The 20,355-nt window shown below is 51.8% G+C and carries 16 protein-coding genes; 8 read left to right on the top strand and 8 right to left on the bottom strand.

What is annotated here, in order from left to right; translation table 11 throughout:
• Positions 1-71: 71 nt before the first annotated feature.
• From dcd to apbC, 3 genes are all read right to left on the bottom strand, one after another.
• On the bottom strand, positions 72-659 hold the full coding sequence (dcd, locus tag N8M53_RS04845) for a dCTP deaminase (protein ID WP_269579675.1): 588 nt from the start codon (positions 657-659) through the stop codon (positions 72-74).
• 113 nt (positions 660-772) lie between these two features.
• The gene (gene udk, locus N8M53_RS04840) at positions 773-1,417 is read right to left on the bottom strand and encodes a uridine kinase (protein ID WP_077605938.1); all 645 of its coding nucleotides are present in this window, start codon (positions 1,415-1,417) and stop codon (positions 773-775) included.
• 141 nt (positions 1,418-1,558) lie between these two features.
• Positions 1,559-2,677 carry an iron-sulfur cluster carrier protein ApbC gene (apbC, locus tag N8M53_RS04835; protein WP_269579674.1) on the bottom strand — a complete coding sequence of 373 codons (1,119 nt, stop codon included), beginning with the start codon at positions 2,675-2,677 and terminating at the stop codon, positions 1,559-1,561.
• Positions 2,678-2,834: 157 nt separating this feature from the next.
• Between apbC and metG the strand changes: the two genes are divergently transcribed.
• Together metG and N8M53_RS04825 are read left to right on the top strand one after the other, a co-directional pair.
• Positions 2,835-4,871: a methionine--tRNA ligase gene (gene metG, locus N8M53_RS04830; protein WP_269579673.1), complete on the top strand. Its 2,037-nt coding sequence runs from the start codon at positions 2,835-2,837 to the stop codon at positions 4,869-4,871.
• A gap of 244 nt (positions 4,872-5,115) precedes the next feature.
• The gene (locus tag N8M53_RS04825) at positions 5,116-5,916 is read left to right on the top strand and encodes a hypothetical protein (RefSeq protein ID WP_269579672.1); all 801 of its coding nucleotides are present in this window, start codon (positions 5,116-5,118) and stop codon (positions 5,914-5,916) included.
• Positions 5,917-5,959: 43 nt separating this feature from the next.
• On the opposite strand, the gene serS is transcribed toward N8M53_RS04825, so the two are convergent.
• From serS to lrp, 5 genes are all read right to left on the bottom strand, one after another.
• Complete coding sequence (gene serS, locus N8M53_RS04820; protein WP_269579671.1) at positions 5,960-7,246, bottom strand: serine--tRNA ligase; 1,287 nt, start codon at positions 7,244-7,246, stop codon at positions 5,960-5,962.
• A gap of 188 nt (positions 7,247-7,434) precedes the next feature.
• Positions 7,435-8,751: a replication-associated recombination protein A gene (locus N8M53_RS04815; protein ID WP_269579670.1), complete on the bottom strand. Its 1,317-nt coding sequence runs from the start codon at positions 8,749-8,751 to the stop codon at positions 7,435-7,437.
• Between the two features lie 17 nt (positions 8,752-8,768).
• The gene (gene lolA / locus N8M53_RS04810) at positions 8,769-9,398 is read right to left on the bottom strand and encodes an outer membrane lipoprotein chaperone LolA (protein ID WP_420066597.1); all 630 of its coding nucleotides are present in this window, start codon (positions 9,396-9,398) and stop codon (positions 8,769-8,771) included.
• Positions 9,399-9,414: 16 nt separating this feature from the next.
• Positions 9,415-12,180: a DNA translocase FtsK gene (locus N8M53_RS04805; protein WP_269579983.1), complete on the bottom strand. Its 2,766-nt coding sequence runs from the start codon at positions 12,178-12,180 to the stop codon at positions 9,415-9,417.
• A gap of 236 nt (positions 12,181-12,416) precedes the next feature.
• Positions 12,417-12,911, bottom strand: a complete 495-nt coding sequence (lrp, locus tag N8M53_RS04800) for a leucine-responsive transcriptional regulator Lrp (protein ID WP_046073519.1) — start codon at positions 12,909-12,911, stop codon at positions 12,417-12,419.
• A 166-nt stretch (positions 12,912-13,077) separates the two neighbouring features.
• On the opposite strand from lrp, the gene ald reads away from it, so the two are divergent.
• The 6 genes from ald (at position 13,078) to N8M53_RS04770 (ending at position 20,292) form a co-directional block, all read left to right on the top strand.
• The gene (gene ald, locus N8M53_RS04795; protein WP_269579669.1) at positions 13,078-14,202 is read left to right on the top strand and encodes an alanine dehydrogenase; all 1,125 of its coding nucleotides are present in this window, start codon (positions 13,078-13,080) and stop codon (positions 14,200-14,202) included.
• A gap of 119 nt (positions 14,203-14,321) precedes the next feature.
• Positions 14,322-15,284, top strand: a complete 963-nt coding sequence (trxB, locus tag N8M53_RS04790) for a thioredoxin-disulfide reductase (RefSeq protein ID WP_269579668.1) — start codon at positions 14,322-14,324, stop codon at positions 15,282-15,284.
• 77 nt (positions 15,285-15,361) lie between these two features.
• The gene (cydD, locus tag N8M53_RS04785) at positions 15,362-17,131 is read left to right on the top strand and encodes a heme ABC transporter permease/ATP-binding protein CydD (RefSeq protein WP_269579667.1); all 1,770 of its coding nucleotides are present in this window, start codon (positions 15,362-15,364) and stop codon (positions 17,129-17,131) included.
• Positions 17,124-18,842: a heme ABC transporter ATP-binding protein/permease CydC gene (gene cydC / locus N8M53_RS04780; protein ID WP_269579666.1), complete on the top strand. Its 1,719-nt coding sequence runs from the start codon at positions 17,124-17,126 to the stop codon at positions 18,840-18,842. Before cydD ends, cydC begins: the two co-directional genes overlap by 8 nt.
• Positions 18,843-18,856: 14 nt before the next feature.
• Complete coding sequence (aat, locus tag N8M53_RS04775) at positions 18,857-19,570, top strand: leucyl/phenylalanyl-tRNA--protein transferase (RefSeq protein ID WP_269579665.1); 714 nt, start codon at positions 18,857-18,859, stop codon at positions 19,568-19,570.
• Positions 19,567-20,292: an arginyltransferase gene (locus N8M53_RS04770; protein WP_269579664.1), complete on the top strand. Its 726-nt coding sequence runs from the start codon at positions 19,567-19,569 to the stop codon at positions 20,290-20,292. Before aat ends, N8M53_RS04770 begins: the two co-directional genes overlap by 4 nt.
• The last annotated feature ends 63 nt before the right edge of the window (positions 20,293-20,355 follow it).

Here is a 20,355-nt window from a genome sequence, read left to right as displayed (position 1 = left end):
ATTATCGACCATGATTTCGCGATCGGGTTCCACGTTAGCAAAAAAATGCGCCCGTAGGCGCATTGAAATTGTTAAGCCTTGTCTTGGCTAATGCGAGAGGCAACTGCCCCTTGCTGATTTTTATACTTTGCGTTGTCGCGTTTGTTATACGGCTTATCAGCGGCGCCCGACATAGGCTCAAAGCTTAACGCACCAATCGGCATACCGGGTCGTAGCGCCAAAGGCAAACGACCATTGTTATAGAACTCGAGTACAATACGGCCCGACCAGCCCGGGTCAATCCGGTGCGCGGTCACATGCACCATCAGCCCCAAACGTGCCAACGACGAGCGGCCATCAAGCCAGCCGACGATATCGTCAGGTAGGGTCACCGCTTCATGAGTGACAGCGAGCGCGAGCTGGCCTGGGTGAAGATAAAAAGCCTCACCATCATCAATCTCAATTTCATCACTCATCACACGTTCAAGCTGGGCATTGACCTCTTCTTTCGGGCCAGACAGATCGATAAATGCCGCACCGTGATCATTAAATACACGGAATTGATTGCCCAAGGTCACGTCTGCCGTCACACCAGAAATTGATGCTTCAGCTGGACGCGGTTCAATTTTGATGCGGCCATCATCAAGGTGTTCTTTGATATGCCTGTCGCATAGTCGCATCGGATAGTCCTCACGGTTAGTAGATGGCGCGATGCCTTCAAGCACCGCTTTGTCTCGACTCGTTACGCCTAGCAATGAGAGGCTAAGTCTCTAGATTTTTCAATCAGAATAATTCAAGCTTTCAATAAGCGTGCGATATGCGCTTTTAGTACATCAATCGCAATGCGGTTTTTACCCCCGCGTGGCACGATAATGTCAGCATATTGCTTTGACGGCTCAATAAACTGCATAAACATAGGGCGGACCGTCTTTTGATATTGCTCCATCACCGAGTCCATGGTGCGGCCACGCTCAGCTACATCACGTTTCATGCGGCGCAACAAGCAAATATCAAGGGGAGTATCCATAAAGACGCTGGCATGGATAAGGTTGCGCAGGCGTGGGTCAGTCAATAACAGGATCCCTTCCAAAATGATCACCTTTTTGGGCGTCATGGTGGTGGTTTCATCCATACGGGTATGCTCTGAGTAGCTGTATACAGGCACATCGACAGACTGACCCGCCGCGAGGCTTTCTAAGTGCTCACAAAGCAAGTCGTGATCTAGCGCTTGTGGATGGTCATAGTTGGTTTGTACGCGCTCTTCCATGCTGAGATGGCTTTGATCTCGGTAATATCTGTCTTCCGTGATCACGCCGATTTGATGATCGCCGACTTTTTCCTTTAATTCCTTATAAATGGTGCTAGCGATCAGGCTTTTACCGGAAGCAGAGGCACCTGCTATGCCGATAATAACGCATTGGTGGTTGTTGTCACTCATAATATGAATACCCAGAGGAAGCTTGGCGGAATCTACATAAACCGCCTGATTATAGGGAGTTGAGGCCGCTGGCGCCAGCGAAAATCACGCATCCCTGACTAACCCGCCGCTTTAAGCCTGCTATGGCTGCGCGTTGCTCAATCAGGGCGACACCGTTTGTACGCTTATTTGTTCAGGGCGTGTTTCCCCTTGCCAATACAGCTGACTGGCGACGGTTGCAGCCGTTTGCCGATAGACAGCAGCATGCTCACTGCTAGGGCGCGCCACCATACTCGGTGTGCCTGCGTCTATGTCCTCACGAATCGCCACATGCAACGGCACTTGTGCTAACACTGGCACTCCCTGTTCACGGGCCATTTTCTCCGCGCCGCCGGTACCAAAAATCGCCTCGTGATGACCGCATTGCGAACAAATGTGGTAGCTCATGTTTTCTATTACCCCGAGAACCGGCACCTGTACTTTCTCAAACATCGCCACGCCTTTAATTGCATCAGCCAGTGCGAGATCCTGTGGCGTGGTGACCACCATCGCTCCCGTCACCGGGAACTGCTGCGCCAAGCTAAGCTGAATGTCACCGGTGCCTGGTGGCATATCCACAACTAAATAATCAAGTTCGGGCCAGCGCGTTTCGTTGATCAATTGGGCAAAGGCTTTCGAGGCCATTGGCCCACGCCACACAGTGGCATTATCAGCGGGCACCAGGTAACCAATTGAATTAGAGGCAATACCATGACGCATCACAGGCTCCATCAGTTTGCCATCATGGGTTTGCGGTTCGCTGTCTTTAGCGCCGAGCATAATCGGCAGCGATGGGCCATACACATCGGCATCGACAATGCCCACTGACGCCCCTTCCGCCTGCAGTGCCAGTGCCAAATTGACCGCCGTCGTCGATTTACCCACGCCGCCTTTGGCCGAGCTCACCACTAACAGGTTTTTCACCCCTTTGACGGGCGCCTTATCACCACTTTTTAGCGGCGCCACTCTCTGTGTCAGTTGAAACTGCTGCGCCAATGACGTCGACTGGGCACTCAGCCACTCATCAAGCGCTTGCCTCACTGACGCCGCTGCAAATGGAAACGTCACCTTAAAACCATCTTCACTCGCGCTCACCCAATGTGGTTGGCTTGCCCACTGCTCCACCAGACGTGGATGTGAAAACTGATTCAATAGACTTACTGCATCGTCCACATTGGTCAGCGGGGCGGCCGTGTCTTCTTTTTGTTTTTGTGCTTTTTTCTTTTTAGAACCAAACAACATGCATCACCATCCCATTGATTAAAATATAGTAGGCCAGATTGGCGACGTTTAACGGATAAACGGCCTCACTCACGGCCTGCACTAGGCAAGGCATATCGTATCAGGTAAGATTTCCGCAATCATTCCATTCATATCATAAGAGCGAACAAACAAGATTATGGCTGCAAACCCACGGAAAATTCTGGTGACCTGTGCGCTACCTTATGCGAACGGCTCGATTCATTTGGGCCACATGCTCGAGCATATTCAGGCAGACGTATGGGTTCGCTATCAGCGCCTGCGTGGCAACACCACTCACTTTATTTGTGCCGATGATGCCCACGGCACCCCCATTATGTTAAAAGCGCAGCAAATGGGTGTGGAGCCAGAAGCCATGATCGCTGGCGTGCAAAAAGAGCACAAAACCGATTTTGATGGCTTTGATATCAGTTTCGATAACTATCACAGCACACACAGTGATGAAAACCGCGAGCTCGCCTCGTTTATTTATACTCAGCTACGCGATAAAGGTTACATCACTAGCCGTACAATCTCTCAACTGTTTGATCCGGAAAAAGAAATGTTCCTGCCGGATCGTTTTGTCAAAGGTGAGTGTCCAAAATGTCACGCCGACGATCAGTACGGTGATAACTGCGATAACTGTGGGGAAACCTATACCCCAGCCGAACTGATTAACCCACGTTCAGCGGTGAGCGGTGCCACGCCCGTGATGCGTGACTCTGAACACTTCTTCTTCGATTTGCCACAATTTGAGCAAATGCTGAATGAGTGGACAAAATCCGGCTCACTGCAAAGTGAAATTGCCAACAAAATGAATGAGTGGTTCGAAACCGGTCTTCAGCAGTGGGACATTTCCCGCGATGCACCCTATTTTGGTTTTGAAATCCCCGATCAGCCCGGCAAGTTTTTCTACGTTTGGCTGGATGCGCCTATTGGTTACATGGGGTCATTTAAAAACTACTGTGACAAGCGCGGCGACATCGACTTTAACGAATACTGGAAAGCCAATAGCGACACCGAGCTATATCATTTCATTGGCAAAGACATTGTTTATTTCCATAGCTTGTTCTGGCCCGCCATGCTCGACGGTGCCGGCTTCCGTAAACCAAACAATGTGTTCGTGCACGGTTATGTCACCGTCAATGGCGCGAAAATGTCCAAGTCGAAAGGGACATTCATTAAAGCAAGCACTTACTTAAAGCACCTTGACCCCGAATGCTTGCGCTATTACTACGCCGCCAAGCTCAACAGCCGTATTGATGATCTCGATTTAAGCTTGGATGACTTCATCCAGCGCGTGAATACCGACATTGTCAATAAAGTGGTCAACTTAGCCTCTCGCAACGCGGGTTTCATCAGCAAACGCTTTGACGGTCAGCTATCAACCGTTTGCTCTGAGCCTGAGCTATATCAATCGTTTATTGATAAAGCCGAGCATATCGGCGAACTCTACGAAGCGCGCGAGTTTAACCGAGCGATCCGTGAGATCATTGCGCTTGCCGATAAAGCCAACCAGTACGTCGATGAGAAAGCCCCTTGGGTCATCGCTAAAGAGGAAGGTAAAGAGGCCGAGCTGCAAGCGATTTGCTCGGTGGGTATTAACTTGTTCCGAGTGCTGATGACCTACCTCAAACCTGTGATGCCAAAATTGGCCGAACGTGCGGAAGGCTTTTTAAACGACACTCTCACGTGGGAAAGCATCGCCACTCCACTGACAGGCCATCAGATCACCAAGTTCAAAGCGCTATTTAACCGAATTGATCCGAAAGCGGTCGATGCCATGATTGCTGACAGCAAAGAAGATGTTGCGACCGAAGAGGCAGAAAAAGCCAAAGCGCAAGGCCCTCTAGCTGATGAACCACTAGCTGATGAAATTGAGTTCGGTGACTTTGCGAAAGTGGATCTCCGTGTTGCCAAGATCCTTGAGTGCGAATCCGTGCCAAAAGCAGATAAACTGCTCAAATTCAAGCTTGATATTGGCGGTGAAACACGCCAGGTATTCTCTGGGATCAAGTCGGCCTACAAACCGGAAGATCTGGTGGGCAAGCACACCGTGATGGTCGCCAACTTAAAACCAAGAAAGATGAAGTTTGGCATGTCAGAAGGCATGATTTTAGCAGCCGGTCCAGGTGGTAAAGATATTTGGATTTTAGAGCCTCATGAAGGTGCACAACCTGGCATGCGCGTCATGTAACCACACGCGTCGTGACGGAAACACCTCAGAAAATCAAAAGAGCCCAACTGGGCTCTTTTTTTACCTGTACGCCACCTCAGCCCTATTATTTGCACTGACAAGGTGCAGCCACTCCCTAACACGGTGCGTAAAGCGCCCATCATCAGGCAGCGTTCTCGGCCATACAAGGCGTGACTAACCTCTCAATTTTGGCATGCTTCATGCTCCTTCACGATATACACGCGAGCCATAGCAAGGAGAGCATATGGGGTGGTTAGTCATGATAGGGATTTTAGCACTCGGGATTGCTAGCGTTGTCGCTGTTATCGTATATCGCCAACGTCCTGACTGGCGGTTACATCAACTGCATGAGTTACGTGCTTTGCTCCAGCATGCACGTTACCTCGCCACCCAACCGCGCGTCGATCCGCGTGACTATCAACGATTGCTAGATCAAACGCGTCAGTTACACCACTTGGCGCCCCATGGGCAAAAGCCAATGTATCGGCTTTTTTTCCATCACCTTCACGCCTTGCCACAATATGATGATGTGACCCAGGCCAAAATGAAAAACCGCGCACTGCAACACTTGGCGTACTTGGTGGATGAAGCTATCCCACCGGTGTTAATTGCCTGTGGTGATGACCACACCCTCGCGTCTTACCAACAAATTTGGTACGCCGTGCTAGAGCTACTTCAGGCTCGCCAACGCTTTTCCTACGCGTCAATACAGCTAGAGAACACAACGCCCAATGCGCACCAGTCCCTAAGCTTACAACAACAAATACTCACCAAGCGCTTAGTACAACTGCGTGACCTTGAACTGGGTGACGCATTCACCGATAACATTGACCAGGTTATCTCACAGCTTGATGGTGTACATACCTTGTCTTTTACTCGCCGCATTGCGCTAGCACAGCAAGTTAACGCCGTGATGCTGGATGCACTCGATACCTTTCTCGCCGCGCTGCTCGCGCGCTTTCCTGCATTGGAGGATGATATCTTCAATACGTTGTCACCTATCAACGATCCACACCATCAAGGATTCAACCATACACAGCAATAAAAAAAGCCGGCGCGAGGCCGGCTTGATAGCAATATGATGACACTTACCCAATATGGGTTTGTCCGCCCATATAAGGGCGAAGTGCTTCAGGGATCTCAATGCGCCCATCCGCTTGCTGATAGTTTTCCAAAATAGCCACCAAGGTGCGGCCTACGGCCAGACCAGAACCATTCAAGGTATGCAGCAGCTCAGGCTTCTTCTCACCTTTACGGCGGAAACGCGCCTGCATACGGCGAGCTTGGAAATCCATGGTGTTTGAGCACGATGAAATCTCACGGTAGGTGTTTTGTGCTGGCAACCAGACTTCTAGATCGTAGGTTTTCGCCGCGCCAAAGCCCATATCGCCGGTGCAGAGCAACACTTTGCGGTATGGTAGGTTAAGTAACTGCAATACTTTTTCTGCATCAGCAGTCAATGACTCCAGTGCTTCCATTGAGTCTTCGGGCTTAACCACCTTCACCAACTCAACTTTGTCGAATTGGTGCATACGGATAAGACCGCGCGTATCGCGACCATAAGAGCCAGCTTCTGAACGGAAACACGGTGTGTGTGCCGTCATGCACAGCGGCAAATCCGCTTCATCAACGATTTCATCACGCACCATGTTAGTCAGCGGTACTTCCGCGGTAGGGATTAACGACATCCCCACCCCTTCTTCGGTGGCCGGCTTGGTGTTAAACAAATCTTCACCAAATTTCGGCAGCTGACCCGTGCCATAGAGGCTGTCCGCATTAACCAGATACGGTACGTACATCTCGGTGTAACCGTGCTCGTTGGTATGTAAGTCGAGCATAAATTGCGTCAGTGCGCGATGCATACGCGCCATCTGCCCTTTCATCACGATAAAGCGTGAACCTGACAGTTTCACCGCACTGGCGAAATCAAGACCACCGGTGAGTTCACCAAGATCGACATGATCTTTGATTTCAAACTCAAATTGACGAGGCTCGCCCCAGCGCGAAATTTCTTGGTTTTCAGACTCGTCTTTACCACTTGGTACTTCATCGGCTGGCAAGTTTGGCACCGCCATCACCACGTCGTTCACCTTCTGTTGCAGTTCAGCCAGCTCGGCTTTTGCAGCGTCCAGTTGGTCACCTAAGTTCGCGACTTCTGCTAGTAGTGGCGCAATATCTTCACCCTTCGCTTTAGCCTGGCCAATGGACTTCGATCGGGAGTTACGCTCTGCTTGCAATTGTTCGGTGCGAATCTGCAGGGATTTACGTTGTTCCTCGAGTTCACGCATAGCGTCAACATCGAGCGTAAAGCCACGACGAGCGAGTTTTTGAGCCGTTTCTTCCAGCTCAGTTCGAAGTAATTTGGAATCCAGCATGCTAATCCTGTGCTTTTCGGGTTGATTAGTTGATTATCTCTTGTCATCACGATTTGAAGACAAGCTGCGATCGTGCGTATTGTATAACGCGATTGGCCGAGGGTGACCGTGGATGTCACCACTACTAGGCGACTGCGCCTTCATGGTACCGCCGCACTCTAAACCTTACCCAAAAAGGGTGAAGTTGCCTAGCGCTTTTGCGGGCTTTTTGCGTCCAGCTCGTCCAGAAAGGCGAGCTTTTCAGCGATTTTAATTTCTAGCCCGCGATTAACGGGCTGGTAGTAACGCACCTCGCCAAGTTCTGGGGGCAAATAGCGCTCACCGGCGGCGTAGGCATTGGGTTCATCGTGGGCATAGCGATAGCCATCACCGTGTCCGAGTTGCTCCATCAATGCGGTTGGTGCATTACGAAGGTGCATAGGCACGGGCGCATTGGCGGTGTCTTTCGCATCGCGTAACGCTTGTTTCCATGCGGTATACACCGCGTTGCTTTTCGGGGCGCTGGCCAAATACACCGCCGCTTGGGCAATGGCGCGCTCTCCTTCTGCTGGCCCCACGCGGGTAAAGCAGTCCCAGGCGTTCAGCGCGACCTGCATCGCGCGCGGATCGGCATTACCGACATCCTCTGAAGCGATCGCAAGTAGCCGCCTTGCGACATAGAGTGGGTCGCCTCCTGCACTGACAATCCGTGCATACCAATACAATGCCCCATCGGGGCTCGAGCCGCGTACCGATTTGTGAAACGCAGAAATCAAGTCGTACCACGCATCCCCCTGCTTATCGAACTGCGCCACTTTTTCACCGGCCACATCTTTAAGCATCGGCATCGTGATTTGGCCATCGGCCATGTCTGCCAACATTTCCAACAGGTTTAACGCCATACGTGCATCACCACTGCACGCTGCCGTCAATGCCGATTTAACCCCTTCCTCAAACGTCAAGGGCTGCTCACCAAGCCCACGCTGTGCGTCGGCGAGCGCTTGATCAATCACCGCTTCCAAATCGCTCTCGTCAAGACTGGTTAAACGGTACACACGGGCACGCGATAGCAAGGCGTTATTAAGCTCGAACGAGGGGTTTTCCGTGGTGGCACCAATAAACGTGACAGTGCCCGCTTCCACATGGGGCAAAAACGCATCCTGCTGGCTTTTATTAAAGCGGTGCACTTCATCGACAAACAGAACAGTACGAATACCAGCTTGCTTGTTTTGCTCTGCGCGTCCAATCGCCTCTCGGATCTCCTTGACGCCAGACGTCACGGCTGAGATTTGTTCCAGCTCTGCGTTGGCTTGGCGCGCGGCAATATCCGCAAGGGTGGTTTTACCGGTCCCAGGTGGACCCCAAAAAATCATCGAGTGGAGGGAGCCAGACTCAATTGCCCGGCGAAGCGGTTTACCCTCAGCGAGAAGGTGACGCTGACCGATGTACTGATCAAGCGTAATAGGCCGCATGCGTGCGGCCAATGGGCGAAAATCATCTGCAAAGTCAAGCGGTAAGGTCGACACAGTCACCTCCGAGGCAATTATCTTGGTTGGCGCTGATCGTCGACCATCACTGAGTCTGGTGGCGTAAACGAAAACAGGTCTGACGCCGGTGCTTGTCGGCTAAATTGACTCAGCGAGAACTGGCTCTGTTGCCCATCTTGCTCAACCACGGTAAAGCCGGTCAAGGTACCATCCGGTTTCACCGTGACTTCAAATTCGCCAATCGTGCCTGTGGTTTTTGGCGTTAAGGTAAAGGTATCAGCCTCTTGGGTGATTCGATACGCCTGCCAATCACTGGGCTGATTGCGTGTCAGCAATACAAACGGCGTTTGTGCCGTCGCATCCTCCAACCACATCGCGGTCACTTGCTCAACAAATGGGCTGTAGTACCAAAGCGTATCGCCATCAGAAATCATGATGGTTTCGTCGGGAGAGGTCGTGGTCCAGTTAAACAAGTTTGGCCGCTGAATCGCCAACCGCCCTTTTGCTTGATGAATCACCTCTCCTTCCGGGCTTTGCACTGTTTGGGAAAACTGCGCACTGAACGCGTCAACCTGACTCAACCGTTCCATCAGGTGTTGTTGCGCCTGCGTTTTCGCCTGCACCGACAATGCAAAAAGTAGAGACAGCACCACCATTAGGTGGCGGATAGCAGAGAATCGAGTCATGAAACCTTCCATTCGATCAATCTTTGGGTGGCGGTGGCGCGATGACTTCGCGATTACCGTTATGGCCTGGTGAGCTTACGACACCGTGTGCTTCCAGTTGTTCCACGATCCGCGCCGCTCGGTTGTAGCCAATTTTGAATCGGCGCTGTACGCCAGAAACAGACCCTCGACGGCTTTCGGTGACAAATTCAACCACTTGGTCAAAAAGCTGGTCCAGCTCTTCCCCATCTCCGCCTGAGGGCGCTTCACCCGGCAACAAGCTATCGGAGCCTTGATCCCCTTTGGTTATTTCGTCTAGGTACTGAGGCTTACCACGCGCTTTCCAATTGTTTACCACGCGATGCACCTCTTCATCACTGACAAAAGCACCATGAACACGAATCGGATGGTTGGAGCCATTAGGCATAAAGAGCATATCACCCATCCCCAATAACGACTCTGCGCCACCTTGGTCGAGGATAGTGCGTGAATCTGTCTTGGTAGACACCGTAAACGCCATCCGCGTTGGAATGTTGGCTTTGATTAAGCCTGTGATCACATCCACTGATGGACGCTGGGTGGCAAGCACTAGATGAATACCTGCGGCTCGAGCCTTTTGCGCCAGACGCGCAATCAACTCTTCCACTTTTTTGCCCACCACCATCATCAGATCGGAGAATTCATCCACGACCACCACAATATAAGGCAGCTTTTCCAGCTTAGGCGCTGACTCATCCATCGAGTCACCTGGCTTCCAAAGCGGATCGGGAATGGGATTATTCGCCGCTTCTGCGGCTTTTACTTTCTCGTTAAAGCCTTTTAAATTTCGCACCCCTAGCGCCGACATCAACTTGTAACGACGTTCCATCTCGCCAACACACCAACGCAGGGCATTGCCCGCATCTTTCATGTCAGTCACCACCTCGGTTAACAGGTGTGGGATCCCCTCATACACCGAGAGCTCGAGCATTTTCGGATCTATCATAATAAAGCGCACATCTTCCGGTGAAGCTTTATACAGCATGCTCACCAACATGACGTTCACACCCACCGATTTACCCGAGCCTGTGGTACCCGCCACCAGCATGTGTGGCGCCTTACCCAAATCGGTAATAATCGCTTCACCCGCGATATCATTCCCCAGCACCACCGAAATAGGCGAGTGGCTGTTCTTAAACCGCTCGCTACCGATCACTTCGGACATAAACACCGTTTCTCGGTGCTCATTGGGGAGCTCAAGACCAATATAGGGTTTACCTGGGATCACTTCGACCACACGCACTGCCGTGGTCGACAAAGCACGCGCCAAGTCTTTGGATAAGCCAGAAATGCGCGAGACTTTGACCCCAGGGGCCAAGTCGAGCTCAAAACGGGTGATCACTGGGCCTGGATACACGCCAACCACGCGCGCCTGGACTTTAAAGTCTTCCAGTCGTGCTTCGACCAGGCGAGCAATCTTCTCGAGCTCTTCACGCGTCGCCTGCTCTGCGGTGTGGCGAGCGGGGTCAAGCAGATCGAGGGTCGGGAAAGGTTCTTTCGGTGTGGGTAAATCCGGCTCATCTTTGACTAAGAACGGGTGATCCAGTCCAGCTGCCTGCTGCTGATTTTTTTGCGCTTGGCGAATGGTTTCTTGGAAGGGGTCGTCATCCTCATCCGCGCCACTGCTCGCTTGTTCTGCACGCTCAAGCTCGGACAGCCCATCTTGATTGCCATAGGTTGTGTCGACGTGATGCTGGCTCGGTGCGATTGGTGCACTGTGCAGATCATCAGATGGTGGCTCTTCGCCCGTTTCAATGGAGGGAGCAGTTCCAGTATCAAGATGTGGCGTATCCACCTCAACGCGCGAAGACGATACAGGCGCAGCTTCTTCATGCTCCTCCTCCTGCTCGATAGCAAGGTGCCACTGCCCCAATGACGGTTCCTCGGGGTGCGCATCATCGCTATCGGTAGCGCCCTGATCGTCGGCAACATCCGAGTCTGTTGCCGAACGCGCTTGTCCACCAAAGATAATAGGCGACGCGGCCTTGTTCTGTGCCTGCTCATCGTTGGCGGAACTCTCCGCCTTCTCCGGCGCTGACGGTGTCAAGCGACGTAAATCACTGAGCTCCATCGGCTCAGATGTATTGGCTGCGGTGTGTGTGTCGGAGTCTGGCATGCCTAGCTCGGTGGGTGCGTCACCGCGAATCCGATTCACCGTCCAGGTGACGCCTTTTAGTGTCATGGCGCCGAGGTTATCAACAATGGTCAACCAAGAGATCCCTGTAAAGAGAGTAAAACCGGCCGCCCAGCCAAACAGCATCATCAAGGTCGTGCCTAATACATTAAATAGCGGCAGCGCCAAACTGTTGGTGACATCCCCCATCACGCCACCAGAGGAAAAATGCCAAAAATCGTCAAAATTCAAATCGGCCAACGAGCAGCTGGTTAAAAACAGGATGAACAGTCCTAATATGCGCGCACCGATAATGGTGTAATTAATGGGTTCGTCGTCACCACGGCGACGTAAAAATACCCAACCACCGAGGATCACCGCTGGCGGCAGCGGATACGCTAAGATGCCAAACGAGAAGAAAAGACTATCGGCGAGCCAAGCGCCCATGGCGCCTGCGGCATTGTGCACATCACCATGCCAAGCAGTTTGCGACCAAGACGGGTCGGCTGGATTAAAAGACAATAAAGCCACCATAGCAAACACGGCAGCCGCGAGCACCAAGATAAACCCACACTCTTTTAATCGCTGAACACCATCTAAACGCACTTTGGAACGAGCTGCTTTGGGCTCCCGACGTAAAGAAAACTCCATCATCACCTGTTTAATACCGTTCTTGAACCGCATTCCTCATCCTATCTTGAGGCTTGCTCATATTGTCCTGACTTTACCACATTCATGCCATGAGAGCAGGCATGATGCCTGTTTACGATAAATCTTTACCGAGATATCACACAATCCTCAGTGATCCGAGCAAAAAATAAGCCGAGCACAATGCTCGGCTTGCGTTCTGATAGGAGTTGCCCCGCACCACCCATTTAACTCACTGACTATCGCGTATGAATAACCAGATGATTGCTCTGCTTGACCTCTTCCATTACCACGTAGGTGCGAGTGTCATTCACACCAGGCAAACGCAGCAAAGTTTCACCCAATAACTTGCGATATGCCGACATATCCGCTACTCGTGTTTTAAGCAGGTAATCAAAATCCCCTGACACTAACGAGCACTCTTGAATGTCCTCAAGCGTTTGCACGGCTTTGTTAAATTGCTCGAACACATCAGGCGCACCGCGGTTGAGTGTGATTTCGACAAACACTAGCAGTGATGCATCCAAATACTGGGGGTTAAGCAGTGCTGTATAGCCAAGGATATAACCTTGACGCTCAAGACGTCGTACACGTTCTAGACAGGGGGTAGGAGAAAGACCAACACGTTTTGATAACTCAACGTTAGAGACTCGCCCATCCTTTTGGAGCTCGTTCAGGATGTTGCGGTCAATGCGGTCCAATTCCTTGGAGGGCTTTTTTTTGGTATCTACCATTTTTTATTCCACCTTGTTACTTCCTTGCAAAAAGATATACCAAATTAAATAACATCTAAATGATTTTCAGCATCAAATGCTGGTTTATTGCCTTTATACTAGCCTGAAAATTGACAATATCAATAACAAGCCAGCCGATAACACTGAATAAACAAGAGGTGACAGCATGATCATTGGCGTTCCAAAAGAAATCAAAAACCATGAGTACCGCGTTGGTATGGTACCCGCGAGTGTTCGCGAGCTCATTTCTCACGGCCACTCTGTCTACATCGAGACCAACGCAGGTAATGGTATTGGTTTCTCTGACGACGACTATAAAGCCGCCGGCGCGTCTATCCTTCCCACTGCTGCTGACGTCTTTGCTAAAGCAGAAATGATCGTCAAGGTAAAAGAGCCACAAGCCGTTGAGCGTGCGATGCTCCGTGAAGGACAGATTTTGTTCACCTATTTGCATCTTGCACCAGATTTTCCGCAAACAGAAGACTTAATTAAAAGTAAAGCCATCTGTATTGCCTACGAAACGGTAACAGATTCTAAAGGTCGATTGCCACTACTTGCGCCTATGTCTGAGGTTGCCGGTCGTATGTCTATTCAAGCAGGTGCACAAGCGCTTGAGAAATCACATGGTGGTTCAGGCATGCTGCTCAGCGGTGTGCCCGGTGTTGAGCCTGCGAAAATCGTGGTATTAGGCGGTGGCGTAGTTGGCTCTAACGCTGCACGTATGGCGGTTGGCCTACGCGCGGACGTGACTATTCTCGACAAAAATGTCGACACCCTACGTCGCCTCGATGAAGAGTTCCAAGGGCGCGCCAAAGTGGTGTACTCCACCGAGGAGACCCTGGAGCAGCACGTGCTGAACGCAGACCTGGTCGTGGGCGCAGTACTCATCCCAGGCGCAGCTGCACCTAAGCTGGTGAACGAAGATCATATCAAACGTATGAAGCCTGGCGCAGCGGTTGTGGATGTGGCTATTGATCAAGGCGGCTGTTTCGCAACTTCACACGCGACCACTCATGCCGATCCAACCTATATCGTCGACGACGTGGTGCACTACTGTGTCGCTAACATGCCAGGCGCGGTGGCACGTACCTCTACTGTCGCACTGAACAACGCCACGCTGCCATATATCGTCAAACTGGCTAATAAGGGCTATCGCGATGCCTTGGTGGAAGACCAGCACCTGCGCAATGGCCTGAATGTTATCGGTGGTCAAGTCACGATTAAAGAAGTCGCTGAAGGCTTTGATTTGCCGTATGTTGATGCCATGGACGCACTGAAGTCTGCGCATTAATCGGCTGCGCCAATCATAGAAATCGAGGGCACCATCACGGTGCCCTTTCTTTACCTTTCTAATTTACCTACAATCAGTCCATTCAAAAAAACGAACCTCTTTCCTGCTCGGAGACGTGAATGAGTAACATTAAGCATGCGAACCTTTTGATCTTGGGTTCAGGCCCGGCTGGCTACACGGCCGCTGTTTATGCCGCGCGCGCTAACTTAAACCCAGTCATGGTGACTGGAATGCAGCAAGGTGGGCAATTGACCACCACGACAGATGTCGAAAACTGGCCAGGCGATCCTGAGGGGCTGACCGGACCGGCGTTAATGGATCGCATGAAAGCCCATGCGGAAAAGTTTGAAACCGAGATCATTTTTGATCACATCAATGATGTGGATTTATCCTCACGTCCATTCCGCCTAAAAGGCGATAACGGCGAGTTCACCTGTGATGCATTGATCATATCGACCGGCGCGTCAGCGCAATACCTTGGCTTGCCGTCTGAAGACGCATTCAAAGGACGTGGTGTCTCAGCGTGTGCGACCTGTGATGGTTTTTTCTATCGCAACCAGAAAGTCGCGGTGATCGGCGGTGGCAACACCGCAGTCGAAGAGGCGTTATACCTGTCTAACATTGCCTCAGAGGTACATGTTGTTCATCGTCGTGACACCTTCCGTGCTGAAAAGATCCTCGTTGATCGCATGATGGATAAAGTGAAGAACGGGAACATAGTGCTACACACTAACCGCGTGCTCGATGAAGTATTAGGCGATGAAATGGGCGTGACCCAAGCACGCTTGAAAGATACCCAGAGTGATGAAACTGAAACACTGGATGTGATGGGCGTGTTTGTTGCCATCGGCCACAAGCCGAATACCGACATTTTTGCTGGCCAACTCGACATGGAAAATGGCTACATTAAGGTCGAGTCAGGCCTCAATGGCAACGCCACCCAAACCAGCGTTGAAGGGGTGTTTGCCGCCGGTGACGTGATGGATCATGTATATCGTCAAGCGATTACTTCTGCCGGTACTGGCTGTATGGCGGCGCTCGATGCCGAGCGTTTTCTCGACGCTTTAGCCGATAATAAATAAGCCTATGCTCTCATGCAGGCTGCCATTCGGTGGCCTGCCCAGCCTATTTGTAGGCTCTCATAAAATAATAAGACGATATGGATAAATCTAAACAGCGGGCGCTAACCCAATGGCTCAAGTCGCAGAGCACGTTAGCCAAACCCTGGTTAGTTGCGACGATTAGTATTGCACTCCTCTCCGGTGTGCTTTTGATTGCCCAAGCAGCACTTCTCGCCCACCTGCTGCACCAATTGATCATTGAACAAACGGATAAATTCGCGCTGCTCCCAAGCTTTTTGGCGTTAGCGGGCGTCGTGTTAGCACGTGCGGTATGCAGTTGGGCAAAAGAGCAAACGGGCTACCGCTGTGGTGAAGCCATTCGCCAACATATCCGTCACCTGATACTGAACCGACTCGACGCGCTAGGGCCGGTAACGATTCAAGGACGCCCAGCGGGAAGCTGGGCGAGCCTTATTTTAGAACAAGTGGAAGAGTTACAAGATTTTTTCGCTCGTTATCTCCCACAGATGGCTATTGCCGTACTGATCCCCTTGGTGATCTTGGTCGCCGTATTCCCAATCAATTGGGCATCGGGCGTGATCTTTTTAGTTACTGCCCCGCTCGTGCCTCTTTTTATGGCTTTAGTCGGCATCAAGGCCGCAGATGCCAACCGCAAGAATTTCAAGGCACTACAGCGCCTGTCAGGCTATTTTTACGATCGTTTGCGAGGCCTTCCGACCCTCAAGCTGTTTAACCGCGTCGACGCAGAAGCCGACCAACTTCATCTCGCCTCACACACGTTTCGTCAGCGTACCATGGAGGTGCTGCGCTTAGCCTTTTTGTCATCGGCCGTGCTGGAGTTTTTCACCGCGATATCTATTGCCGTTGTCGCAGTCTATTTTGGTTTCAGCTTTATTGGTGAGCTTGATTTTGGCCATTATGGGGCCCCCATATCGTTATTTACCGGCCTATTTGTACTGGTTCTCGCCCCCGAGTTTTATCAACCACTGCGGGATTTAGGGACCTTTTACCACGCCAAAGCACAAGCAATCGGGGCGGCCGAGTCTATCGTGGAATTTCTCGATGCCCAGCCAGACACCGGCACCCAAGGCACAATCACACCTGACTTATCCGCTGTCTCTATTAGCGCGCAAGATTTAGAGGTGCTGAGTCCAGACGGACACGTATTGGCAGGGCCTATGAGCTTTTCTATCCAGCCCGGTGAACACGTTGCGCTTGTTGGCGTTAGTGGTGCAGGGAAATCAAGCCTGCTTAATGCGCTACTCGGCTTTTTACCCTACCGTGGCCGCCTTAGCATCAATGGCTGTGAACGCAGTGAACTTGATTTAACGCATTGGCGTCAGTCGATAAGCTGGGTTGGGCAAAACCCACAGCTTTTCCATGGCAGTATTCGCGACAATATTGCCCTCGCCAACCCTGAAGCGAGCCCTGAGACAATCAATCAGGTGATGACCCAAGCGTACGTGGATGAGTTTGTGATGCGACTGACCGACGGTTTAGCGCACTTTGTCGGCGATCGAAATGGTGGTTTATCGGTGGGCCAAGCGCAACGTATCGCTGTCGCACGGGCGTTGCTACAAAATGGCGCACTGTGGGTGCTGGATGAACCGACCGCAAGTTTGGATGCGCACAGTGAACAACGCGTGCTCGACACCTTGCAAGCCGCCACCCAAGTTAGAACCTGTATTCAGGTTTCCCACCGTTTAGATACGCTGGCAACCAGTGACCAAGTTTGGGTCATGATGAACGGCAAGTTAGTACAACAAGGCCCCTATCATACACTGGCAGAAACCGGCCCGCTGGCAGAGATGCTGGCTTCCGCCGATAGGAGAAATCTCGATGCGTGAACTACTGCCCTATCTTCGCCTCTATAAACGCCACTGGTTTGGATTAAGTCTGGGTATGGTGTTGGCGTTTGCCACCTTGTTTGCCGCCATTGGGCTGTTAACGCTCTCCGGCTGGTTTATTGCCGCCGCCGCAGTCGCTGGCCTAGCTGGCATCGCCACCTTTAATTACATGCTGCCCGCCGCTGGTGTGCGTGGCTTTTCTATTGGGCGTACATTCGGGCGTTGGGCTGAACGTGTGGTCAGCCACAATGCCACCTTCAAGCTGTTGGCGGATTTGCGGGTATCCTTTTTTCGCAAGCTCGCCCCTTTAGTGCCAGACCAAAGCCTGAACATGCGTGATGGCGATTTACTCAATCGCATGGTTGCCGACGTCGATGCCATGGACCATGTTTATCTGCGACTCATTAGCCCTATGGTTGTCGGCACCCTCGGCATTGTGGCTGTGAGTCTGTTTTTAGGTTGGTTTGACCCAATGCTTGGCATGGCGCTTGGGCTGACACTACTGGTGTTATTGATTGGGCTGCCCATCCTTTTTTATCGCTTGGGTAATGATCAAGGCCGTGCTCAATTGGAGCAAAACGCAGCTACGCGCATTGCACTGCTCGATTGGTTGCAAGGACACGCCGAGCTGGCTTTATTTGGCGCACGTGACCGTTATCGCGCTCGCATCGATAGCAGTGAGCAAGCCATGCTTCACGCGCAAGCCAATATGGCGCGTATCACTGGGCTGGCCAATGCCGTGCTCGTTGCAGCAACAGGTTTAACACTGGTCGGTATGATATGGCTTGCGGCTGACGGGGTTGGTGGTCGCCTACCCGGTCCAATGATCGCCATGGTGGCTTTCACTACCATGGCAAGCTTTGAGCTGATGATGCCGATCACCGCTGCGTTCCAATACCTGGGCAAAACGCTTACCGCCGCGAAACGGCTCAATGCGATCACCGAGCGCACACCGAGTGTCCCCTTCCCCTCACAAGGACATTCTGGCCCCGCCATCGGCACCATTAGCTTTGATAACGTCAGTTACCAATACCCTGGCGCAGCACAAGACGCGGTTTCAAATATCTCGCTCCACGTGACATCGGGACAAACACTGGCACTGCTGGGTAGGACGGGGTGTGGCAAATCAACCTTATTGAGCTTGGTCACCCGAGCGTGGGATCCCACCCAAGGTCAAATTACCCTTGATGATGTGCCGCTAACACAATGGCAAGAGCCAGCGCTGCGTGACGCAATGTCCGTGGTAACGCAAAAAGTCGACCTGTTTAATGGCACATTGCGCGATAACCTTGCACTTGCCAACCCTCATGCGTCAGACGATGTTTTAACATCAACCCTAGAACGTGTTGGCTTGGGTGGGCTGCTAGAGGGTCAAGGGCTAGATGCTTGGTTGGGCGATGGCGGACGACAGCTTTCCGGTGGCGAGCGCCGCCGCTTGGGGATTGGTCGCGGGTTACTGCATCCCGCCCCTATCATGCTACTCGATGAACCCACCGAAGGGCTTGATGTGCAAACCGAGGCGGAGATCCTATCCTTACTACACACACATTGTCAGGATAAAACCGTGGTGATCATCACCCATCGCTTAGTCGGATTAGCACACATGGACAAAATATGCCTAATGGATGCAGGCCAAATTATTGAGCAAGGTACACACTCGTCGTTGCTCGCCCAGAATGGCCGCTATGCGCAACTCATGAACCGCTTGTAACGAGAGCGTGTAATATGACCCTCTTTTTACCGCCTTTAGCGCAAGATGATTTTCGCTTTCCGCCCGTTGACGAGGCACTCTCTCACCCCGATGGCTTGCTTGCCATTGGGGGAGACCTATCACCCGCGAGATTGATGTCTGCTTATCGCAGTGGCATTTTCCCTTGGTTTGGCGAAGATGACCCTTTGCTGTGGTGGTCGCCAAGTGAAAGGGCCGTGATTCAACCCTCTGATTTCCATGCCAGTCGCAGTTTGCGTAAAGCCGCCAAAAAGTCCGCGTATACCATCACGCTTAATCACGCGTTCGAGTCGGTGATTGCTACCTGTGCGGCCATTCGCGGATCTGAACAGACCTGGATTACCGATGAGATGCAAGCCGCTTACTGCCAGCTTCATACTCAAGGCGATGCACACAGTGTCGAAGTCTGGCAGAACAATCACCTGGTCGGTGGACTCTATGGCGTTGCCGTTGGTCAGGTGTTCTGTGGCGAGTCCATGTTTTCCAAGGCTACCAATGCCTCTAAGTTTGCGCTTTGGCAATTCAGCCAATACTTTGCACAACAGGGTGGCCGTTATATTGATTGCCAAATGATGACACCACATTTAGCCTCTTTGGGCGCCAAAACCTGGACGCGTGACGCGTTTATCGCCGCGCTGCAAGCTCATCGCGACCTGCCCATTATCCAGGGCTGCCAACCGACGCAGATAGCAGATTGGAGACCACGATGAGTGTGGGGATCCAGGTTGGCGTTACACCAACAGCATCTTGCCAATATTTACCCCGTCAGCAAGAGCAACTGGCGGTGGTGATGTCTGCCGATTATCATACCCCTGCAAGGTATGGCGCGCTCCTAGCGGCAGGTTTCCGTCGTAGCGGCAACCTCATTTATCGGCCACATTGCCCACAATGCCAGGCTTGCCAAGCACTCCGGGTTGATGTGACTAAGTACCAACCGTCTAAGAGTCAAAAACGCCACCGTAGTCAGCTTCAACGCCTCGACATCAAGGTGAGTGAACAGCTCGATGAAAACTGGTTTAGTCTCTATCAAAAGTACATCGCCGCCCGTCATGCTGATGGCAATATGTACCCGGCTAAGCGTCAAGACTTTCTCGATTTTGTTAGCAGTGACTGGCTATCACCTCGCTTTATTCACCTGTATCAGCGCGATCACGACCAGCTGACCTTGGTGGCTATCGCCGTGACCGATGTTGTCGACGATGGCTTGAGTGCACTCTATACGTTTTTCGACCCCGATCACCGCTTCTCGCTTGGACGCGTCAGTATTCAAGCACAGCTTCAGCTAGCGAACTCACTCGGATTACCTTGGCTCTACTTGGGCTATCAAATCGATGCCTGCCCTGCAATGCGCTACAAAGCGGACTATTATCCACATCAACGCTTTATCAACCAGCAGTGGCGGGCGTTTTCCTGGCCGGTTATTCCACAATAGTGGCTATTTTTTCTAGCAAGGAGCGCCCCAACAGGGTAAAATTCGCACCCGAACTTTACAGAC

It is taken from the genome of Salinivibrio kushneri, from assembly GCF_027286325.1.
Lineage (GTDB): Bacteria > Pseudomonadota > Gammaproteobacteria > Enterobacterales > Vibrionaceae > Salinivibrio > Salinivibrio kushneri_A.
The sequence above is the reverse complement of the archived record's forward strand: the minus strand, read 5'-3'. Positions and strand labels throughout refer to the sequence as shown.

Coding starts and splice junctions, on each gene's coding strand:
- dcd (WP_269579675.1), bottom strand. CDS start 659: ATGCGACTATGCGACAGGCATATCAAAGAACACCTTGATGATGGCCGC.
- udk (WP_077605938.1), bottom strand. CDS start 1,417: ATGAGTGACAACAACCACCAATGCGTTATTATCGGCATAGCAGGTGCC.
- apbC (WP_269579674.1), bottom strand. CDS start 2,677: ATGTTGTTTGGTTCTAAAAAGAAAAAAGCACAAAAACAAAAAGAAGAC.
- metG (WP_269579673.1), top strand. CDS start 2,835: ATGGCTGCAAACCCACGGAAAATTCTGGTGACCTGTGCGCTACCTTAT.
- N8M53_RS04825 (WP_269579672.1), top strand. CDS start 5,116: ATGGGGTGGTTAGTCATGATAGGGATTTTAGCACTCGGGATTGCTAGC.
- serS (WP_269579671.1), bottom strand. CDS start 7,246: ATGCTGGATTCCAAATTACTTCGAACTGAGCTGGAAGAAACGGCTCAA.
- lolA (WP_420066597.1), bottom strand. CDS start 9,398: ATGACTCGATTCTCTGCTATCCGCCACCTAATGGTGGTGCTGTCTCTA.
- N8M53_RS04805 (WP_269579983.1), bottom strand. CDS start 12,180: ATGGAGTTTTCTTTACGTCGGGAGCCCAAAGCAGCTCGTTCCAAAGTG.
- lrp (WP_046073519.1), bottom strand. CDS start 12,911: ATGGTAGATACCAAAAAAAAGCCCTCCAAGGAATTGGACCGCATTGAC.
- ald (WP_269579669.1), top strand. CDS start 13,078: ATGATCATTGGCGTTCCAAAAGAAATCAAAAACCATGAGTACCGCGTT.
- trxB (WP_269579668.1), top strand. CDS start 14,322: ATGAGTAACATTAAGCATGCGAACCTTTTGATCTTGGGTTCAGGCCCG.
- cydD (WP_269579667.1), top strand. CDS start 15,362: ATGGATAAATCTAAACAGCGGGCGCTAACCCAATGGCTCAAGTCGCAG.
- cydC (WP_269579666.1), top strand. CDS start 17,124: ATGCGTGAACTACTGCCCTATCTTCGCCTCTATAAACGCCACTGGTTT.
- aat (WP_269579665.1), top strand. CDS start 18,857: ATGACCCTCTTTTTACCGCCTTTAGCGCAAGATGATTTTCGCTTTCCG.
- N8M53_RS04770 (WP_269579664.1), top strand. CDS start 19,567: ATGAGTGTGGGGATCCAGGTTGGCGTTACACCAACAGCATCTTGCCAA.